Here is a 20,964-nt window from a genome sequence, read left to right as displayed (position 1 = left end):
AAGGTAGTAGACTCGCACCAAGAAAAAAGTATCTTTTTAGACAACGTGGTATCAGGATGGATCAGATACAGGCAGAAATTGAGGCAATTCGCTCCCAACTCGAGGCACTACGTCAAGAACGGGATACTCTAACCAATCAGGAGGTTCAACCGGAGAATAATTCACCCAAAGCGATCGCGGCGGCTTATCGTCATCAAGCGAGGGTAGCCGCAGAGGTTTCCGCCGAAGTCCAAGGAATTGATAATGCGATCGCGGCGTTGCAGACGCAGTTAGAGCAAAAACAGCAACAGCTACAGCCTCTCGCCAAACCCAAGCAACCCTTAACCTTCGCTGATGAGGTAGAGATCGCCACTCAACAGGCTTATGATCATGCCAATCGGATTAACGAACTCGCCACTGAACTGGTGGAAGAACTTAGGGCTTTAAAATCGATCGCCAATGATATGAGTTCCAGCTATTGGCAGTTGCATCACAAGCCATTTATTACCGGGTTTAAGGGTACGTCTGTTCCCTATCTGCGAGCAGATCAGGGGGTTTTAATGATTGGCAAAATCATTATTTAGGGCTTGCTGCACAACTCCAAAATCCTTTTTATGTAGTCTATTTGCTCCGGAAAAATTTAGCTGAAAAATAAAAATTATGGTAATTTTGAAGATTTGTTAAAGTTGATTTTATTTAACAAAACTAATGCTAAATTAATAATCAAGGAACTTACAAAAAAGGAATACGTCGCCATCGGATTTGATCTAAACGCCGCAAATCCCCGACAAGCTTTCTAGATTTTCTAGTTCACTTTCTAGTGCAGGAAATCCAAAAGCAGTTTGAAGTCTGGAAGTAAAAATCCAGATAAATCCAGGTACAACCGATGAGATTGTAGCATGAGTAGCACTCAAGACTATCCAGCACAAACTTCCCCAAGGTCATGGTTAGCCAATATCCTAATTATCTTAGCGGGTGCAGGGTTGATTTATTGGTCGTTTCGTTTACTACAAACCCGATTAACGTCGGTGATTAGTCGCGATGCTATCATTAATGGCGTTCTCATTGAACTCAAAGCTCCCGCTGCAGGAGAAGTATCAAAACTCGCCGTTGAAACCGGAGAAGTAGCGACGAAAGATAAAGTTTTACTGGCACTGAAGAATGAACGAGTGAGTCAACTTGAAGTTCAGGAAATTACCAGCCGAATTAATGAGCAAAAAGCTGAAATCGAACGCGCTAAAGCTCAGTTATCTCGGCAGCTAGCCCTGGTAAAAATATTGGAAATAGACCATCAAAACCAATCGAATTTACAAGTCCGTGAGGCTAAACAATCAGTGGCACAAGTCCAATCAGATTTACAAGCCGCTCAAGCGCGTTATCAGCTTGCTCAAGTTAACTATAAACGCACAGCATTTTTGACCAATGAAGGGGCATTACCAAAAGCTGAACTGGATACAGTTAAGTTAGAAATGCAGGAAAGCAAAGCGGAGATAAATCGCTTGAATGCTCGCTTAGAAGCTGCCCGTGCGGAGGAAAAAGCGGCTCTTGTGGGTTTATCATTAGATCGAAGTAGCAGTAACTATGATCCGAAAATACGCTTACAAGAACTACTGTTAGATATCGCAGATCAACAGAAAATCATTCAAACGCTACAGCAAACCGTTAAAGATGCTCAAGCCGAATTAGCCCAAGCTCAAGCTGATATGCAGCGACAACAAACGGTAGAGGTAAAAACACCAACCACGGGTGTTATTTGGCGTCTCAATACTCAAAAAGGTCAGTTTGTGGAAGAAGGAGACACTCTAGGAAATGTAGTGGATTGTGGGCGACGCTGGGTTGATGTTTACGTAGAAGAACGCGCCTTGCGATCGCTCCAACCCGGTACACCCGCCACAATTGAACTCTATGGCTCGAAATCTCAGGTGTTTCAAGGAAAAGTCAGTTTAGTGCGATCGGGTTTAGGGCGACTCGCAGTCGGGGAAGATGTGGCGATTCCCCTCACCCCAAATTTGCCTCGCGATAGCCAGGTGCGCGTTGAACTAGCTCCCGATACAGATAAAGGTGAACCCAATCTTTTCTGCTATGTCGGGTATACCGCCCGAGTCAGTTTTCAAGTTAAATAAAATCAACAGACTTACCCTTTTATAACCCATCAGTTGCCATGAAAAATAATCTCAACGAACCCCAATCCTTACCGAAAACTAAAACCAAAACTCATATCTACCCCTGGGCTTGGACAATGTTCGTCAGTAGCGTAATTCTCTTTATCGGTTCAGTATTTTTCAGTACTGTGACTAGCACTGGACCCGCATTATTTTCAACAGAGGAGTCATCCAAAGATAATCCGGAAGCCCATTCTTTTCCTGGAGAACCTGGAATCCACCCTGACAGCGATTTGCTTAATTCTCCGCAGAAAAATTTTCTGATACAAAGGTTTGAGTAGAAAGAAACCCAAATAAATGGAGTGGATTCTTGTTTTTGAATCTCAAGTTTACTTTACACTAATACAAGTGGGTCGCCTCTACAGGTTGTTAAAAGAATATGAATAACACCAATGCTGCGGAAAAAACGTCAACCCACCTCCTCAACTAAACCGAAGACCAAAGGTTTAATTTCCCCTTGGGCTTGGGCAATCTTTATCGCTGGAATCGTGCTATTTTTCGGCACAGTCTTTAGCGGCAATTGGACTAGCAACAGTCCCACCTTTTTTTCTCCAGAACAGTTGCGTCCAGATGTTCGCCCTTCTCTCCTTTCAACTTCACCATCCAGTAGAGGAATTATTCCGTCAATTCCCTCCGATGAAACCCAAAAATCTAACTCATTAGTCGCGCCATTACATCCATTCCCTAACCGCTCTCTCCCGGAATTTATTCAGCCGCCGGGACAACCTTGGAACCTGTTATTTCCGACGATTGTTGTTGCCTACATCTGTTTGCTGCTGCGCTTTATTCCCTCCAATAATTGGACTCGTTTAATTGTCAAGGGTATTCTCTTGATATTAATGACGCGCTATTTTATTTGGCGCACCATCGCTACGCTCAATTTTGATCATTTGGCAACTGCTACCTTTAGTCTCCTGATTTACTTTATTGAATCACTAGGTATTCTCTCGTTCATCCTTCATATTCCCCAAAGTGTTTGGTCAAATGCCAAACAACGCAGCGCCCAAGCTGATCGCTATTCTCAGGATATACTCTCTGGCAAATACCAACCCTCCGTAGACGTTTTTGTTCCTACATATAACGAACCCGAATCTGTGGTAAGTCGCACAGTGATTGGTTGTCAAGCGATGGACTATGCCAATAAAAAAGTTTACATTCTCGACGATACTCGCCGTCCCAATATCCGCGCCCTGGCTAAGGAATTGGGGTGTGAATATATTACGCGCCCGGATAATCAACATGCAAAAGCTGGTAATCTCAATAGTGCCTTACCCAAAACTCAGGGAGAACTGATTGCGATTATGGATGCTGATTTTGTGCCATTCAAAAACTTTTTGACGCGCACGGTTGGCTTTTTTCTGCAGCCAAAGATTGCCCTAGTTCAGACACCGCAAGCTTTTTATAATCCTGATCATCATGCTCGAAATTTAGGAGTTGATCATATTTTGTATGATGATTTAGCTAACTTTTTTGGTTTTAGTTTATCCTGTCGAGATGTTACCAATAGCGTGCTTTGTTGTGGTACATCTTATGTAGTCAGGCGAATGGCATTGGAAGAGGTGGGTGGATATAACACAATTTGTCTGGCAGAAGATTCTCCTACCTCTACAACTATGTTAACTCGTGGCTGGCGCTTGATTTATTTGAATGAAGTGCTTTCAATGGGAGAATCAACCCGCACCTATGTGGATTTTCTTAAACAACGAACGCGCTGGCATCACAGTAATTATCAGATATTTTGCTGCGGGGATAAGATACCCATTTGGTCTACAATGAATTGGTTACAAAAAAGCTATTTTTTTACTTTTTTCCTGGGGACATTCGATCCCCTATTTCGGACAGTCTTCATGTTTACTCCCTTAATGAGCCTAATTTTAGGTATTTCTCCCATTGTTTCTACAACCCCGGAAATGATCTATTATTTTTTGCCCTGGATATTACTAATGGCTGGGAGTACAGGTTGGGCAACAGAATATTGTGGTTCGTTCTTTTGGAATGAAGTTTACCAAACTATCCTTTGCTTTCCTACCTTAAAGTGCCTGATATTTGCGATTCGTGATCCTTTTGGTTTAGCATTTAAGGTCACCCGTAAAGGGGTGAAAGCAGAAACGAAAAATTACAATCTCAATCAAACCTGGCCCCTGCTAGTTGGGGTAATATTGATGATTGCTGTCCTCTGTCTCCATCTGGTGGGTTATCACTGGGGGGTGTGGCAAACCGCAGCGTCTTCTGAATTTGCCATGATCTTTCTGTTGCTGATCTACAATATCATCATTATGAGTATCGCTTTTCTCGCCGCGATCGACCAGCCAGAGTGCCGAGGGATGGATCGATTTCCGTTGCGTACAGGTTGTACGCTTAGAGTTGGTGATTTCTCTAATCCTAACCATTCAATTTCCCGTGTTTATGAAGGATATACGGTTGACCTTTCTGAAGGTGGCGCGAGAATTATTTTGATAACCGATAATGTGGTGATAGAGAATGAACCCATTTCTCTAGAATTGCCCGATTATCATTTTTCTGTAACCGCAAACTTGCGCGGCTACACTGTCAACAGAAATAATACTGAATTCACCTTAAAATTTGTCAACGTCACCACTCAAAAAAATCGACAATTAGTCGAGATACTTTATACAGATATGACGTGGTGGAAACGGAGTAAGAGACCCGGTAATTTAGATGTATTAATCGCGATGCTGGCATCTTTGTTGACTCTTAGACCTCTACGGAGTAAATATAATTGAGGCGGGTAAGCTGTCATGCATTTAAATTTGACTGACATTAAGATTTAAATGAATAGATTTTCAAGATAAAGGTTGGTGACTTTTTAAACCATAGGCAAAAATTCTAAAGCAGTTGTTCTAACAGATTCATAATTTACTTTCCCTTGCTCATTGCGGGGTAATTGTTCAACAGGAACCCAATATTTAGGCTGCTTAAACCTACTTAACTGATTGACCAGCGCGGCTTTTAAACTATCCACAGAAACGTCCGATGCGCGAGGAACGTAAACCGCTGTAACGGCTTGACCCCAATAATTATGCGGTATGCCAATCACACACACATCACGCACTAATTGGGTGGCTAAAATAGCCGCCTCGACTTCGGCTGGGAAAATATTTTCACCTCCACTAATGATTTTATGACTGTGCCGTCCGACAATAGTTAGATATCCCTGATCATCAAAAAATCCCAAATCATCGGATTGCAGCGTTGGAATTTTATCAGGCGTTGCATGACTATTAGGGATTGGTGATTGGGGATTGGGGAAGTGTAGAGATACGCCATTATTCCTCTGTAGGGGCGAGGTTTGAAAATTCGCGCCAGTGGTTGACGATAACGTTTCCTCAACACCCGCCCTGATTGGGACATGGTTTTGAGTTAACTCTCCATCTTCCTTATCTCCTGAAGAATAGTAACCCAATGCCAAAGACTCTGCTGCAATCGTGACAATTCCAATTTGATTTGTCCCCAAAAATTCCCCGGTTGTACTGCAAATGGTAACGTGGGCGTGAGGGAGAACTTGACCGCAACTATTATTCCCCGCTAAAAATGCGTCCGGTTTCAGAGTAACCACTTGAGACGCCGTTTCCGTCATTCCATAAGTTGGCGCTAAACGAATACCCTGTTGTCTCGCCTCAGTTAAGAGAGACTCATAAGCTGGCGCACCACCTAACAAAACCGTGTGAAACTGGGATAACCAATTTGCTGCATTCGCCCGGAGTAAGCGTTGTAACTGAGTGGGAACTAGGGAAATAAAAAAATCTCTGGGGTCAATATCTCGTCCTTTCCCCGCCACCACGTCTCTAAAGGGTAGACTAGCAAACTGTCCTCCTGTGGTTAGCGATCGCAGAAATTGCATTAACCCACTCACATGATACACAGGCAAGACACAGAATGAGTTCACTGGCTTTTGGTCAAAATACTGATGAAACCCTCGCACCGACGCCATTAAAGTATCCCAACTGTGCATCACGAAGCGAATCTTACCAGAGGAACCCCCTGTAGGAATCATTATTTTAGGGTTCGTAGTAAGCACTTTAGTGCTATCAGCGTTCGTAGTAGGCACTTTAGTGCTATCAGCGTTCGTAGTAGGCACTTTAGTGCTATCAGCGTTCGTAGTAGGCACTTTAGTGCTATCAGCGTTCGTAGTAGGCACTTTAGTGCTATCAGCGCTCGTAGTAGGCACTTTAGTGCTATCAGCGCTAAAGCGCTGACTACAAACGCCCAATTCAGTGACACCCATTGTCGGTTCCGTCTTGACTATCCCTTGTCCCTTATTTTTGACAAATGACTCTTGACGAATCACCGGTGACAAATCTCCCCAAATTAAATCGGGTTGAACTAATGCTAAAACCTGCTGCCATTCCGGTTGTGTCCAGTTGGGATTGCCCAAAACTACTGAACAATCGGCAGCAATAGCGGCGCTCAATGCAGCAAGGAATCGCCAAGGGTTAGATTCAGCCAAAATAATCTTAGGAACGGTTTGACCTAGAGACAAATTAGAAAATTGAGCAAATAATTTATGATTTATTTCTTGGAATTGCTTATTTTCAAAACCAATGAGCCAATCATTATTTCGCTGTTTTATATCGATTAAAATAGAATTCATGTCCTTAAACCCACCCCCAACAAAATTTTAGGGCGGGTTTCGCATTCTAGTTAGAAAATTAATCCCTAAACCCGCCCCGACAAATACCCTGGTTCCCCTATCTCTTACCTTGCATAATTAACCTTACACCCGTGCTAGGCGCTAAGGTTACACTCCGTCGCTGAGGGCGCTCAGGTTGCTGCTGTGCTAGAGTTAGTTGATACTGAGAGGCAATTTTGGCAAGGACTAATTTCATTTCAAAGAATGCCAAAGCTTCACCAATACAGCGACGTATCCCACCGCCGAAGGGGAAAAACTCATAGGGAGAAAACTTGCGTGCTAAAAAACGTTCTGGCTTAAATTGATGAGATTCTGGATATAAATCCTGGCGATGATGAGTTAAATAAATACAGCCATAAACTCGGGTTCCCGGTTGTAGTTGATATCCCATCAGTTCAACAGGTTCTTTCACGGCTCTCGGTACAGTTAAGACAGCCACAGGATAAATCCGCAAGCTTTCCTGGCACACGGCTGTGAGATACGATAAACGAGCAATGTCCACAGGGTCTGCTTGTTGACCCAGAGAATCCAATTCCTGCAACAGCTTGTTCTGCACATCAGGCGATCGATAAACCCAATACAAAGCCCACGCGATCGCAGTAGCGGTAGTTTCGTGACCGGCTACTAATAAAGTAAACAATTCATCATGCAATTCTTCATCTGTCATGGGTTGACCTTCTTCATCCTGTGCCGATAACAGTAGGGTGAGAATATCTGAACCCGAAGAGTCTTTCTGTTGACGGCGCTCTCGAATTTCCGCATAGATTAGCTGACTCACTTGCTGCTTTAAGCGACGAAACGCACCCCAAGGTGTCCAATCTTTCTGTAGGGCTGGAAAAAAAAGTAATCCTGATGTGAAGGGAGATTTAAATTGATCCATCATGCTAGCAATTAGCCCTTTCAGTTGACCAAATCGCTCTGGATCATGAATACCAAAAACAGAATTTAAGATAACTTCTAAAGAAATTTCTTGAGCTAGAGAACGAGCCACAAAGATTTGACCGGGACGCACCTGCTGCATTACCTTATCCGTTAGGTCACAGATAAGTTGCCCATAAGTTTGGATGTGTTCGCCGTGAAACGGTGGCATTAAGAGTTTGCGTTCCCGACGATGGGGATTGCCTTCTAGCACAAATATTGAATGATCTCCAACAATTGGCTGCAAAAGCCTATCTGGAGGAGCTGTAAATTGCTTGGTATCGTTGGTGAAAATCTGTTGTAAGGCTTGGGGATGACTGACAAACAACATACAGGAATGATTGCTAATAACAGGCGCATTGAAAATATCACCATATTGTTGTCCTGCTGCATCCATGTAATCCAGCGGCTTAGTAATCCACTGAATTTTTTGCCACCATTTGGGGGCTTTTGGTCCTTCGGGTTGTTTAGTTTTGACTTGAATCATAAGCTGTTGAGCCGTTGAATTTTGATTTTAAATTTCTCAAAGGGAATAGAGAATAGGCAACAGGCAATAGGGAATACAGAATTGAAACGCCCATCCACTTAGACAAACCAGTGATTAACTCCAAACCCAACTGCCCGATGGGGATGAGATAATTCTACAGCTAAATTGAGAACCGCTTGTCTGGCGATCGCACTTTCAAAGACGGAGGAGAAAACCACGTCGATATCGTGGGCTTGACAAAATTGTCGGAGTTGTGTAGGAGAACCCGCGATCGCCGCTTTAATCACAAAGATTCCTCGCCATCCCTGCTGGTAACAGGTTTTGAGTTGGTTCAACGTAGCAACGGATTCATCAAGGGCGATCGCTGTCCTATACTGGTCATACATTGCCCTCATGGCGGCAAACTCTTCTGGTGGCAAGGGTTGTTCCAGAAACTCGACTATTCCCGCCTGATCCGCCACCTGCAACCACTGTTGAGCTTGATGCTGTGTAAGTCCCCCATTCGCATCTAAGCGTAATTGAGCCGATTCAGGTAAGATTTGAACCAATTGTTCAAACCACCTCAGTTCCGACTCCATAGAGGTTACACCAATTTTCCATTTAAACGTGCGATCGCCCTGTTGCCAACCTTGCTGCCAAGAGGTTAACGCGGCTTCCCCAGTGGGCAAAAGATAACTGTATTTCAGCGACGCATGGGTTAACGACTGGCTTATTTGTTCCGTTTCAATACGACTCTCTCCCTCATCTTCCCCATTACTTGTGACTAACCCATCCCACGCTGACTCAAAGCCAAACTGACAGGCGGGAAATTCAGCCGGAATCGAGAAAATATCGGTTGATGTAATCTGAGACGGGAACTGCTGACAAACGGTTAGGGCTTGTTCTAAGGTTTCAGAACCAAACCAAGGAAGTGGGGCAATTTCTCCCCAACCCACTCGCCCCTTTTCATCCACCAGACGCAGGATAATCCCCTCGCGTACTTTCCAGATGCCATGATGAGTGGTTAGGGGATGTCGAAATTGGCGCTGGTAAGGATTAAACTCAAAACGATACGTCACCGGAAACCTGTTTAATACTCAATAGTGATAGAGGAGTGGAGGAAAATGCAAGAACTCATCCCCACCAATGGGTTTATGCCCAACTTATGGGAAGTCTCTGGCGGATTAACGGAACGCGCTTGGGTAGAAATCGATCGCGCGGCACTTGCCCATAACCTAAACCAATTAAAACAGCTTTTGTCTGCCAAAACCCAACTCATGGCGGTGGTGAAAGCAGACGCCTACGGACATGGTGCCACAATGGTTGCCCAAACCGCACTCGCCACAGGTGCTTATGGATTATGTGTCGCCACAGTAGAAGAAGGTATTCAACTGCGAGAAGCCGGAATTGACGCGCCCATCGTGATTTTAGGCGCAACCAATACCCCCGAACAAGTGCGTGCGATCGCGCATTGGTATTTACAACCCACTATCTGTACACCCCAACAGGCTTTAGTTTTTTCGGATACCCTAAGTCGTTGTCAAACACCCTTATCGGTTCATCTCAACATCGATACTGGGATGTCTCGCTTGGGAATGTCTTGGCAACAAGCCACAGAGTTTGTGCAATTAGTCCAGCGATTACCCCATTTAAAACTAGCCAGTGTCTATTCCCATTTAGCCACAGCAGATAGTCCAGATCCCACCGTGATGAGACTACAGCATCAGCGGTTTGAAGCGGCTATTGCCCAACTTCACGCGGCGAATATCGTCCCACCCTGCTTACACTTAGCTAACTCCGCCGCCACGTTAACTGACCCCGCCTTGCATTACGATTGGGTTCGAGTCGGATTAGCGCTTTATGGACTCTATCCCGCACCACATTTACACCCAAAAGTCAACCTAAAACCCGTCATGCAAGTCAAAACGCGGGTCACTCAAGTGAAAACAATACCGGCGGGGACAGGCGTGAGTTATGGATATACATTCAGGACACAAAAACAGCTACGTCTAGCGGTAGTGGGTATCGGTTACGCTGATGGCGTTCCCCGGAATCTCTCGAATAAAATGACCGGATTAATTCGGGGTCAACGGGTGTCCCAAATTGGGGCGATTACCATGGATCAACTGATGTTGGATGTGAGTAATATTCCCGATTTACAGGTTGGTGAAATCGTCACCCTAATTGGACGAGACGGGGACAGGCAAATCTCTGCTGATGACTGGGCGATATCGTTAAACACAATATCCTGGGAAATCCTTTGTGGCTTTAAGCACCGACTCCCGCGTGTGGTCGTTTAAGCAGAATGTTGTACTCCATGTCTGAGCTTGTCTTAGACGTCGCGGTTAAAAGTATCAGTCTGCCTACTCCATCAATTGTTCTTATCATTAGAAGGGACGTATTAACAAAACTCAGCGTTCAGGCATCGAAACATCGGTCTGTATTAAAAACATCTATGCAAATTTCTCCAGAAAAAGCCGTCGATATCCCCACCCCAACCATTGAGCAAATGACGCTAGATGTTGGGGGAATGAAATGTGCAGGCTGTGTCAGTGCGGTAGAACGACAGCTAAAACAGCAACCCGGAGTTATTTCCGCCCAGGTCAACTTGGTTACAGAAGTGGCTGTGGTTGAGTATGAAGTCAGTCAGGCTGATCCCGCCACCCTAGCGGAAAAATTAACCGCAACCGGGTTTCCCTCCCAACCCCGTTACTCCCAAGCCGGGGAAACCTCAGAAGAACGCCTCACCCCGACTCAACGCCATGAACAAGAGGCAAGGGAACAACTGCAGCAATTAATAATTGCTAGTGTCCTAGTTATTCTCTCGACCATTGGACATATTGGTCATTGGTTTAATGGACCCATGTTACCCGTGTTTAGCACCATCTGGTTTCACTGGGGATTGGCAACCTTAGCCCTGCTAGGACCTGGGCGTCCAATTATCAGCGATGGCTGGCGGGGATTGCGGCATCAAACCCCGAATATGAATACCTTGGTAGGATTGGGAACCTTGGCGGCTTATTGGGCGAGCTGTGCCGCATTATTGTTTCCTCAATTGGGCTGGGAATGCTTCTTTGATGAACCCGTGATGTTACTTGGCTTTATCCTGCTAGGACGTACCTTGGAACAACGGGCAAGGCGTCAGGCATCAGCGGCTTATGAATCATTATTGGCACTGAAACCCAAGGTAGCCCGGTTAATTGGTAAATCCACCCCCACAGCCACAGAACTGGGGATCGAGATTCCTGTCGAACAAGTTCGCGTGGGCGAGTGGTTGCGGGTTTTGCCGGGAGAAAAAATACCCGTTGATGGGGAAGTGGTGACGGGTCAGTCGTCGGTGGATGAGTCAATGTTGACCGGGGAACCCTTACCTGTTCTCAAGCAACCCGGTGATCCGGTTACGGCTGGCACCTTAAATCAATCCGGTGCGATCGCGATTCAAGCCACACGCATTGGACAGGAAACCACATTAGCGCAAATTGTCGCCCTGGTGGAAGAGGCGCAAACCCGGAAAGCCCCGGTGCAGAATTTAGCTGATAAAGTCGCCGGGTATTTTACGTATGGGGTATTGACAATCGCCACCTTCACCTTTCTATTTTGGGAGCTGGTGGGGACAAAAATCTGGACTCAGGTTCTAGGGGAAGGAGATTCCCTGATCGGTGATTCAACCTCACCCTTACTATTGAGCTTAAAATTAGCGATCGCGGTATTAGTGATTGCCTGTCCCTGTGCCTTGGGATTGGCAACCCCGACAGCGATTCTAGTCGGCACCAGCTTAGGGGCAGAACGGGGCTTACTGATTAAGGGGGGTGACATCTTAGAACGAGTCCATCAACTCGATACCATCGTCTTTGACAAAACAGGCACTCTCACCCAAGGAAAACCCACCGTAACCGATTGTCTATCTATTGGAGAATGGGCAGAGGAGGAAGATGGGGAGACGGGGGGCACAGGAGCCGAGGTGTACAGTGAAAGCTCGGTCAGGGCGGGTTTTGAACAAAGCTTATCCTCAATAGCTGGCGCGAATTTCCTAAACCCGCCCCTACAGACGAATAATGGCATATCTGGTAACTCAAAACTCCTTCAACTTGCCGCCGCAGCCGAAAGAGGCACAACTCATCCCCTCGGAGAAGCGATTTGTACAGCAGCAGCACAACAAGAGTTACCTCTATTAGCCGCTAAGGATTTTTATACCGAAGCCGGACTAGGAATATCTGCCCTAGTGGACAATCAATCGGTATTACTGGGGAATGAAGATTGGTTACGTCAGCAAGGCGTGACTATTAGTGATACCACCCAAGCCCAAGCCCAAACCTTAGCGGCTGTCGGGAAAACCGTGGTGTATTTAGCCGTAGATGGAGAATTGGCTGGACTCATTGCCCTAACCGATTTACCCAAACCCGATGCCAAAACCACCGTAGAACAGTTACAGGCGATGGGACTGCGGGTGATGCTGCTAACCGGAGATCAACCCAATGCCGCCGTGAAAGTGGCGCAACACCTTGCCATTGATCCAGCCAACGTTATGGCAGGTATCCGTCCCGATGGCAAAGCCGCCGCGATCGCCCAACTGCAAACCCAGGGAAACTGCATCGCCATGGTTGGAGATGGAATTAACGATGGTCCAGCCTTAGCCCAAGCTGATGTTGGTATCGCCCTGCAAGCTGGCACAGATGTTGCCCGGGAAACGGCGGGGATTATTCTTATGCAACCAAGCGCTAACAGTCCTCAAGCTGGCGGCTTGCTGGATATTGTCCAGGCGATTCAACTGTCTCGCGCTACCTTTAACAAAATTCGCCAAAATCTCTTCTGGGCGTTGGGATATAACACGTTGGGTATTCCAGTAGCGGCTGGTGTACTGCTACCCGGATTTGGTATCGCTCTCAATCCGGCTGTAGCTGGCGCACTGATGGCATTTAGTTCAGTGACTGTAGTTAGCAACTCTCTGCTATTGCGTCGAGGTTGGAACTCTGACAACGGGGTGTAGAGTGTGGGGTTTGGGGTCTTGGTAAAATACTCATCCTTTATCCCGCATCATCAGGCAAGACTGGGAAAATTCACACCCGTTCGTTCAATGGGTCCTAACCTTTATGTAGTAGAATACAAAGTAATGGTGGTGTCTGGATGATTCTTTTCAAGTCTCGCTTACCAAGCGGCGAAGGCTGGTAAATCTTAGGTTATCACCCGCTTTCCTCCCCGCCCATGTTAAGCATGGACTTTCTGCGGAGCAGGACAAAGTCCGGTATCCAGCGGGAAAGTAGGGTGAACGTGATAGCCAAATTGAGAAAGTTTTATCGGTACGAATTTACAGCCTACTTGTGGGATCTTCTAAACCGGGAGTGTAACGCAGCTATTAAGATCACCAGAGAGGAGTTATTACATAGTCCTCATGATAAAAGCCGGAAGCACTGCCAATTAGCAGAACCCCAAAGGAAGCCTACAGGCTCTCCAGGAGGGTCAGTGTAAAAAAATGTCACAAAATTGTAACATTAGAGTCTATGCCATGATCTGCATTAATGCTTATGATGATTGAATGGGGGGAAGACCAAGTTGAAGGTCGGCAATTCGGTCATTTCTTCTTGATACGTTAAGGAAAGATTATTAAGCAGTTTGCTAATGTAAGAAAGCATAGACACAGCGACAGTGAATTAACTGCACTCTCTATCCCTATTTTTCGATGTTCAATGCCTGCAAAATCCAATCAAAACCATCTGTTAATTATTGAAGACGAAAAAGGACGCAAGGAATATACCTTGGAGGAACCCGTCTATTCTATAGGCAGAGATCCGGATGTGGATATTCGTTTGTTCTCACAATTTGTATCTCGCCGACACGCCACCTTAGTGCGGCGAGAACGAGAGGACGGCAGTCTCTACTACCGCATTGTCGATGGTAACCTCAAAGGTAAAGCCAGCGCCAACGGACTCGTAATTAACGGTCGTAAACTTCAAGCCCACGATCTTGAAGATGAGGACGAAGTCGTCTTCGGTCCTCAAGTTAGTGCCAAATATTACATACTCAAGCGAGACTCTGTTCCCACTGGACCTCCCGATGAGTTTGATATCACCCTGATTAGCCCAAATATGATGGGGGGAGATCCAGATGACTGGACACCCTGATTATTAGCCCAACTATGATCAGGGAAATCCAGAGGATTGAAACCAGAGGATTGAAACAAAACCAGAGGATGTCAACCAGCAACACTTTCTAAGAGTTGCCAATGGCGGTTTTGGGCAACCGCCTCTTGAACTTCATAAAACTTATCGTGACAGTGGTTGTCTACCTGTAAGGGCAACTCTTCATTTTTGATCACGAAATTCATGCGAATTTCCTGATCGGTAGCCATCGATTTGTCAATCAAGACTTCCACTGTCACGAGTTTGGCAAAGGCAACATGACCGGGGATCTCCCGTGCCATGATATAGTCTCCCGTATCATAAATAATGTCGAAATCGCAGGATTGTAAAACCTCAATCAACGATGGCTGAAGGTGATCGGGAGAAACTGCAACCGTAAATGAACAAGTGTAGCGAGCCATATTTAACCCTTGGCGTCAGATAGCTAGATCATTACATAAGATCTATCCAAAGCAACCCACAAGTGGGCATCTGGAGGTACTTACTTCCTGCTTCACTCTGGCTGTGACAGCACTGAACACCTCGACTACGCTCAGTGTTAACCAGTCCACAGGCTAACACCACCTGTACGGGCTTGGTTACCAAGCTCCTACGGCGGCTATCTAAAGTCACCTACCTAGCTGTGGTCTTTGGCTGGATAGGTATACCAATAAAGTATACATACTCTTGACGGTAGATTCCATCGGGACAAACATCTGCCCATCTTTCACTTTATTTGAGGACATGATTTTGGGTGACAATGGGGAGAGATGTAATCAGATGAGGCGTGGATAAGGGGAAATGCTGATTGTGTTTGAGGGAGTCGAAGGCAGTGGTAAAACCACCCAAATTCAGCGATCGCGCGATTGGTTCCTCAGCAGTGGCATACTAGACACCCTGGGCAATTACCACAAACCGCCACCTGTGATCATCACCCGCGAACCCGGAGGAACCGCCTTAGGCATAAAATTACGTCAACTCTTGCTCCAAGAACAGTCCTCATCCCTACAACACCGCACCGAACTATTACTCTACGCTGCTGACCGATCGCAGCATGTTGAAGAATTGTTACAGCCTCAGCTTGACGCCGGGGCAATTATTTTGTGCGATCGCTACACGGATTCAACAATTGCCTATCAGGGGTATGGACGAGGGATTGACCTAGCCCTAATTGAGCAAATCAACCACATCGCCACAGGAGGGCTAGAAAGCGATTTAACCTTGTGGTTAGATGTCGATGTCACAATAGGCTTACAGCGAGCCAGAGAACGGGGCGTCGCCGATCGCATGGAACAAGCAGAGTTAACCTTTCACCAACGAGTACAGCAGGGTTTTGCCCAATTAGCCTCCCAGCATCCCCAGCGAATTGTCCGGATTGACGCCAATCAAAGCCCTGAAGCCGTACAACGAGACATTCAGGCGGTGTTACGTCAACGGATTTAAATACACGATGTCATGGAAAAATGACATAAGACATAAGACATAAGACCAATGACAATAATCGGACAAAAACAAGCGATCGCACTCTTAGAAGGGGCAATGACAGCCAACCGCATCGCCCCAGCTTATTTGTTTGTCGGTTCTCCTGGAGTCGGGCGGGGTCTAGTCGCCCGGTGGTTCATTGAACGGTTATTTTGTCAAGATATTCCACCCCAGAAACAACCCTTAGTCCAGAAACGCCTCCAACAGGGGAACCACCCGGATCTCCTCTGGGTTGAACCCACCTACCTACACAATGGCATTCGCTTATCCGCCAAAGAAGCCGCAGAAAAAGGACTCAAGCGCAAAGCCCCCCCGCAAATCCGCTTGGAACAAATTCGCGAAATTAGCCAATTTTTAGGACGTTCTCCCCTAGAAGCCTCCCGCCAAATTGTGGTGCTAGAACAGACGGAAACCATGGCAGAATCAGCCGCCAATGGCTTGCTCAAAACGCTAGAAGAACCTGGAAACGCCACATTAATTTTAATCGCGCCCAGTCCCGATGCCTTATTACCCACCTTAGTATCACGTTGTCAACGCATTCCCTTTTCCCGATTGGCACAAGACGACATGGCACAGGTACTACAGCAAACGGGTTATCAGCAGATTCTCCAAGAACCCTCGATATTAGCCATTGCCCAAGGGAGTCCCGGAGAAGCGATCGCGGCGTTTGAACAACTGCAAGCCATTCCCCCAGAATTACTGGCAAAGTTGAACCAATTGCCCAACTCATCCCGTATGGCGCTAGAACTGGCTAAGGAAATTGATAAAACCCTTGATCCCCAAGCTCAATTGTGGTTAGTGGATTATTTACAGCATCAGTATTGGCAACACCAACCCCATACCCAAATCATTCACCAATTAGAACAAGCCCGAACCTACTTACTTGGCTATGCTCAACCTCGATTGGTTTGGGAAGTGACATTCTTAGAGTTAAAGCGTTGATCAGTGTAGTGGCGTGGCACATTTAATTTGATAGATTAGCTTGGTTTTGTAGTAAGGGCTTTAGCCCTAGATATATTTTGCTGGGTTTCCGCGATTTTTTAGCCGCCCTACTTATGTACAATCGCTGAAACCTTGATGTAGCGTGGGTTTCAACCGATCTCTTGTCATATTGCGAAAATACCGCGATACGTTCCTTCGGAACAGGCTCCGCCAACGCGGTATTTTTGCAAGTGCTACATGGGTACGTTTTTTGAGGGTCTTGAGCGTTCAAACCATTACGGTATAAGGCTTTAGCCTGGGTGCAGTACATCTGTATGGGGGGAACTTCAGTTTAGAGTTTGTAGTAAGCGCTTCAGCGCTTATGGCACTAAAGTGCCTACTACGAACCCAGCTTAAGTCAGTGACATTCAACCTAACCTCTACTTAATAACAGCAGCAATTAAACCCCCAGCTAACCAGATATAGGAGACAATCGCCAGCCAAAACAGCACCCGCTCAATGATACTTTTCTTACCACCGCCGTGATGCATTCCACCTTTGTCTTCTTTTTTGCCACCCCAGCGCAGCCAAGCCAGAACCCCGGTGACAGCGAGAAAGGCAAGATTCAGCCAGAAGGTATAGTCAATGGCAAAACGTTGTGTCTCAGCTTGACTCTGCCCAGTGCTTTCTGGCAAAAGCCCGAATAGGGAAAAGCCATAGTGCATAACAATCGCTGTCGCCACCAACGCCGCTAAAAAGACACCCAGGATATAGAATGCCATTTTCCAGCCATAGTATTTGGCATTAATCCGAATCACCGGGAACACAACTAAATCACTAAAAATAAACGCGATTACCCCAGCAAAACTCACCCCATTGCTATAGAGAACCGAAGCCAAAGGAATATTTCCCATGGAACCGATAAACGTGAAAAACGCCGCCACTGGTCCAACAATCGTATTTTCTAGAATTGCCAAAAATCCCGGATTCCCACCTTGTTCAGAACCAATAAACAGGAATTGAAAAAACGATCGCGGCACAAAGACGGCAATCGCACCCGCCACGGTAAAACCGATGGTTACGTCTTTCCAAACCATCTTCCATTCCATGAAATATTTGCGGGCAACCTGTTTCCATCCCTGTATAGTTTGAATCTTTTCTTTCCAGTCGGGAACATCTTCTCCCTCATTTGCCTCGCCTTCATTGTCCCGCAGTCGTTTGCGTACTTTTCTAATTAGCTTGGTGGGGCGGGTAAATTTCACAATCAACCACATTGAGATAATCAGCAACAGTCCCCCCAAATACTCGCCAACGACGAACTGCCAACCGAGGAAAACGGCAATAATAAATCCTAACTCAATAACTAAATTGGTTGAGGCGAGTAAGAAAGCTAGGGAAGGAACAAAACCGGCTCCTTTTTTAAATAAAGACTTTGTTGTCGCCAATGCAGCGAAACTACAGGAACTGGAAATAAAGCCGAAAAAAGTTCCCAAGGCGACGCTCCCTTTTCCGGCTTTGCCCATGGTTTGTTTCATGCGTTCGCGGGTGACAAAAACCTGGATAGCGCTGCTAATCACATAACCCAAGATGAACGCCCATAACGCTTTCCAGAAAAAGCCCAGCGAGGTTAGCACTGCCTCACTATACAGTTGCCAAAAGTTTGCATTGTTCATGCTATTTTTTTTATTTTTATCGTCTTGTAACTAGCCAACGGACTTTCTTGATTGAGCAGAAATCAACTTTGTTGAAAAAATCCATCAATAGCTAGATAAACTGAAATAGATTCCAGTTATGATGATTACCGTACATTAGGGATCAAGTTATGACATCTAACTAGGGGAGGATGATAAATAATAGCTAAGCTGTTCACTGTTCGGCATTTAAACCATAATGTCAATAAGGGCGCAATCCTTGTAATGCGTTTAGCGAAGCCATGCCGCAGGCTTTGCATCTTGCTCGCTACTAATAGCATCTTGCTCGCTACTAATAGCATCTTGCTCGCTACTAATAGCATCTTGCTCGCTACTAATAGCCAATTTAAATGCATAACAGCTTAATACATTTAAGTAGAGACCATGGATGAATCCATTCTACTGAGGTTTATTCAACTTTTTCCGATGCAAAATCGAGTAACAACTCCTCATGTTTTTACACCTTACTGGAAAATATTTTACTATCACGCGCCCAATAGTCAGAACATTTTTTTGCCCTTATACTAAAGTCCTCTAGGGTTTACAACTAATTTTTGACTGTGGCGTCAACATTTAAGCTAACGGAATTGACCTAATTTCCCCCCGGAAACTCAATCACCGAGTAACCTGCTACATAAGTGTTGTGGGGGGTGGGTAGAGAACAGGAGAAGTAGGGGAAGCAGGGGGAATGGGGGAGCAATGATATATTTTCCCTGATAGCGGTGTAAGGGTATGAAAGGGTTTAACCCTATGACATTGAAGATGAGGCAATGTCCATTAAACCGCGAACCCACAAATCCGGCTGATTTTAAGGTTGACCTAGATTACTGTCCTCTCGCTTTTTACTGTAGAAAGTTATTGGTGCGATCGCGTCCAACTAGAGAATGAGCTGTAATATCTGACTAAGGGTGGACAACGGTTTCATTGGAGTTGAAGATGAAGCCAATTTAGCCAAAACGCCGGAAGCCCCACCCTGTCAGGAAGCGCAGCACTGGGTACGTCACCCAAGGGTAGCCAGTTTATGATTCGCTTACCCAAGCCAACTTAAATGGATTTTTGTAACTTTTCATACATTTTGCTACTATCAGAGAATAGTAATTATAAAGAAAGCAAAATAGAATTAGCTTCTAGGGTTCCGATTTCGGATTCAACCGCTGAAATGACTGGTCCAAGAGAAGCAGGCTACCCAAAAAAGATTTTATCAATCCTCACGGATTACTAAATCAGTAGCCCCACGGCGGGAGAAAAGCCCGGGAGATGTTGGCGAAGGCAAGAGTCGTCACACTTCTGGGTATTTTTCCTGTTTTTTGGTGACATTAATCTGGAGAAATTTATGAGTGAGTCATTTCCATTTCAACGCCCGAATAACAACCCCAATGGATACCCCAGCGAAGCTCAACGTGCTTTAGAACGAGAACAACAGCTTCCTTTAACTGGCTGGCAACAAGAAGTCAACCAAGGGTTAGACTACGGTTTAGAAGCCGCTGAAAGTATCCGCGATCGCACGATTCCTACGTTTTCGCGAGGTGAATTGCCCCACTATGCTGGGATTAATACCTTTATGAAAGCGCCCTATTTAGAAGATGTGCGTCAAGTTGGCAATTATGACGTAGCGATTATCGGGGTTCCCCATGATTCCGGTACAACTTATCGCCCGGGTACGCGGTTTGGTCCCCAAGGGATTCGTCGGATTAGTGCCTTGTATACGCCGTACAATTTTGAATTAGGCGTTGATTTACGAGAACAAATTACCCTCTGTGATGTGGGCGATATTTTTACGATCCCGGCGAATAATGAAAAGTCTTTTGACCAAATCTCCAAGGGAATTGCTCACGTTTTTAGTTCCGGTGCATTCCCGATTATTTTAGGCGGCGATCATTCCATTGGATTTGCCACAGTGCGGGGAATTTGTCGGCATCTGGGGGATAAAAAAGTGGGCATTATTCACTTTGATCGCCATGTCGATACCCAAGAAACCGATCTCGATGAACGGATGCATACTTGTCCCTGGTTTCACGCCACTAATATCAAAAATGCTCCGGCTAAAAACCTAGTCCAACTGGGAATTGGTGGCTGGCAAGTCCCCCGTCAAGGCGTCAAAGTTTGTCGAGAACGGGCGACGAATATTCTCACTGTTACTGATATTACAGAAATGGGATTAGATGCAGCAGCCGATTTTGCGATAAAGCGAGCTACTGATGGGACAGATTGTGTCTGGATTAGTTTTGATATTGATTGTATTGATGCTGGATTTGTTCCCGGAACCGGGTGGCCCGAACCCGGTGGGTTACTGCCCCGTGAAGCCCTCTATCTGCTCAAGAAAATTGTCCAAAATGTTCCCGTTTGTGGGTTAGAAGTGGTCGAAGTTTCACCCCCCTATGATATTAGTGATATGACCTCGCTCATGGCAACCAGGGTGATTTGTGATACGATGGGTCATTTAGTCGTATCGGGTCAGCTTCCTCGCCAGGAGAAGCCTGATTACATTCACATGAATTATCAAGCTGAAATGGTGGAATGGGTTTAATTCATTTAAGTAGAAAATGGCAGAAATTGAGAAAATTGGCGGAGGGATAAA

15 protein-coding genes and 1 riboswitch are annotated in these 20,964 nt (G+C 45.7%); of the genes, 10 read left to right on the top strand and 5 right to left on the bottom strand.

The window, feature by feature from the left end; translation table 11 throughout:
* The first annotated feature begins 56 nt into the window (after positions 1-56).
* The 4 genes from MC7420_RS25480 to MC7420_RS25465 all read left to right on the top strand — a co-directional run bounded on the left by MC7420_RS25480 (position 57) and on the right by MC7420_RS25465 (position 4,885).
* Complete coding sequence (locus MC7420_RS25480; RefSeq protein ID WP_006104083.1) at positions 57-563, top strand: hypothetical protein; 507 nt, start codon at positions 57-59, stop codon at positions 561-563.
* Positions 564-878: 315 nt separating this feature from the next.
* Positions 879-2,102 carry an HlyD family secretion protein gene (locus tag MC7420_RS25475; RefSeq protein WP_006104009.1) on the top strand — a complete coding sequence of 408 codons (1,224 nt, stop codon included), beginning with the start codon at positions 879-881 and terminating at the stop codon, positions 2,100-2,102.
* 38 nt (positions 2,103-2,140) lie between these two features.
* Positions 2,141-2,422 (top strand): hypothetical protein, encoded by a 282-nt coding sequence (locus tag MC7420_RS25470; protein WP_006103924.1) that lies wholly within the window; start codon positions 2,141-2,143, stop codon positions 2,420-2,422.
* A gap of 111 nt (positions 2,423-2,533) precedes the next feature.
* Positions 2,534-4,885 carry a glycosyltransferase gene (locus MC7420_RS25465; RefSeq protein WP_063712029.1) on the top strand — a complete coding sequence of 784 codons (2,352 nt, stop codon included), beginning with the start codon at positions 2,534-2,536 and terminating at the stop codon, positions 4,883-4,885.
* An 83-nt stretch (positions 4,886-4,968) separates the two neighbouring features.
* On the opposite strand, the gene MC7420_RS37350 is transcribed toward MC7420_RS25465, so the two are convergent.
* From MC7420_RS37350 to MC7420_RS25450, 3 genes are all read right to left on the bottom strand, one after another.
* Positions 4,969-6,753, bottom strand: a complete 1,785-nt coding sequence (locus MC7420_RS37350; protein ID WP_006104079.1) for a 2-succinylbenzoate--CoA ligase — start codon at positions 6,751-6,753, stop codon at positions 4,969-4,971.
* Positions 6,754-6,850: 97 nt separating this feature from the next.
* Positions 6,851-8,197, bottom strand: coding sequence for a cytochrome P450 (locus MC7420_RS25455; RefSeq protein ID WP_006104033.1), 1,347 nt, complete (start codon positions 8,195-8,197; stop codon positions 6,851-6,853).
* Positions 8,198-8,295: 98 nt separating this feature from the next.
* Positions 8,296-9,255, bottom strand: coding sequence for an o-succinylbenzoate synthase (locus MC7420_RS25450; protein WP_006103893.1), 960 nt, complete (start codon positions 9,253-9,255; stop codon positions 8,296-8,298).
* A gap of 75 nt (positions 9,256-9,330) precedes the next feature.
* Here MC7420_RS25450 and alr point away from each other — a divergent pair, with 75 nt between their 5' ends.
* From alr to MC7420_RS25435, 3 genes are all read left to right on the top strand, one after another.
* On the top strand, positions 9,331-10,476 hold the full coding sequence (gene alr / locus MC7420_RS25445) for an alanine racemase (protein ID WP_044209682.1): 1,146 nt from the start codon (positions 9,331-9,333) through the stop codon (positions 10,474-10,476).
* 155 nt (positions 10,477-10,631) lie between these two features.
* A complete protein-coding gene (locus tag MC7420_RS25440; RefSeq protein ID WP_006104082.1) occupies positions 10,632-13,163 on the top strand; it encodes a heavy metal translocating P-type ATPase in 2,532 nt (843 codons plus the stop codon).
* Between the two features lie 697 nt (positions 13,164-13,860).
* Positions 13,861-14,295: an FHA domain-containing protein gene (locus MC7420_RS25435; RefSeq protein WP_006103925.1), complete on the top strand. Its 435-nt coding sequence runs from the start codon at positions 13,861-13,863 to the stop codon at positions 14,293-14,295.
* A 71-nt stretch (positions 14,296-14,366) separates the two neighbouring features.
* Here MC7420_RS25435 and MC7420_RS25430 read toward each other — a convergent pair whose 3' ends face one another.
* Positions 14,367-14,714: a hypothetical protein gene (locus MC7420_RS25430; RefSeq protein WP_006104062.1), complete on the bottom strand. Its 348-nt coding sequence runs from the start codon at positions 14,712-14,714 to the stop codon at positions 14,367-14,369.
* A 379-nt stretch (positions 14,715-15,093) separates the two neighbouring features.
* Between MC7420_RS25430 and tmk the strand changes: the two genes are divergently transcribed.
* Both tmk and holB read left to right on the top strand, forming a co-directional pair.
* On the top strand, positions 15,094-15,735 hold the full coding sequence (tmk, locus tag MC7420_RS25425) for a dTMP kinase (protein WP_006103942.1): 642 nt from the start codon (positions 15,094-15,096) through the stop codon (positions 15,733-15,735).
* 48 nt (positions 15,736-15,783) lie between these two features.
* On the top strand, positions 15,784-16,716 hold the full coding sequence (gene holB, locus MC7420_RS25420; protein WP_006103966.1) for a DNA polymerase III subunit delta': 933 nt from the start codon (positions 15,784-15,786) through the stop codon (positions 16,714-16,716).
* Between the two features lie 419 nt (positions 16,717-17,135).
* On the opposite strand, the gene MC7420_RS25415 is transcribed toward holB, so the two are convergent.
* Positions 17,136-18,368: a permease gene (locus MC7420_RS25415; protein ID WP_006104022.1), complete on the bottom strand. Its 1,233-nt coding sequence runs from the start codon at positions 18,366-18,368 to the stop codon at positions 17,136-17,138.
* 1,134 nt (positions 18,369-19,502) lie between these two features.
* A riboswitch (guanidine-I (ykkC/yxkD leader) is annotated at positions 19,503-19,645 on the top strand.
* Positions 19,646-19,719: 74 nt separating this feature from the next.
* Between MC7420_RS25415 and MC7420_RS25410 the strand changes: the two genes are divergently transcribed.
* Complete coding sequence (locus tag MC7420_RS25410) at positions 19,720-20,913, top strand: agmatinase family protein (protein WP_006103987.1); 1,194 nt, start codon at positions 19,720-19,722, stop codon at positions 20,911-20,913.
* Positions 20,914-20,964 lie beyond the last annotated feature (51 nt).

Origin of the sequence: Coleofasciculus chthonoplastes PCC 7420 (assembly GCF_000155555.1) — a bacterium.
In the GTDB taxonomy this organism is placed as follows: Bacteria; Cyanobacteriota; Cyanobacteriia; order Cyanobacteriales; family Coleofasciculaceae; genus Coleofasciculus; species Coleofasciculus chthonoplastes_A.
The sequence above is the reverse complement of the archived record's forward strand: the minus strand, read 5'-3'. Positions and strand labels throughout refer to the sequence as shown.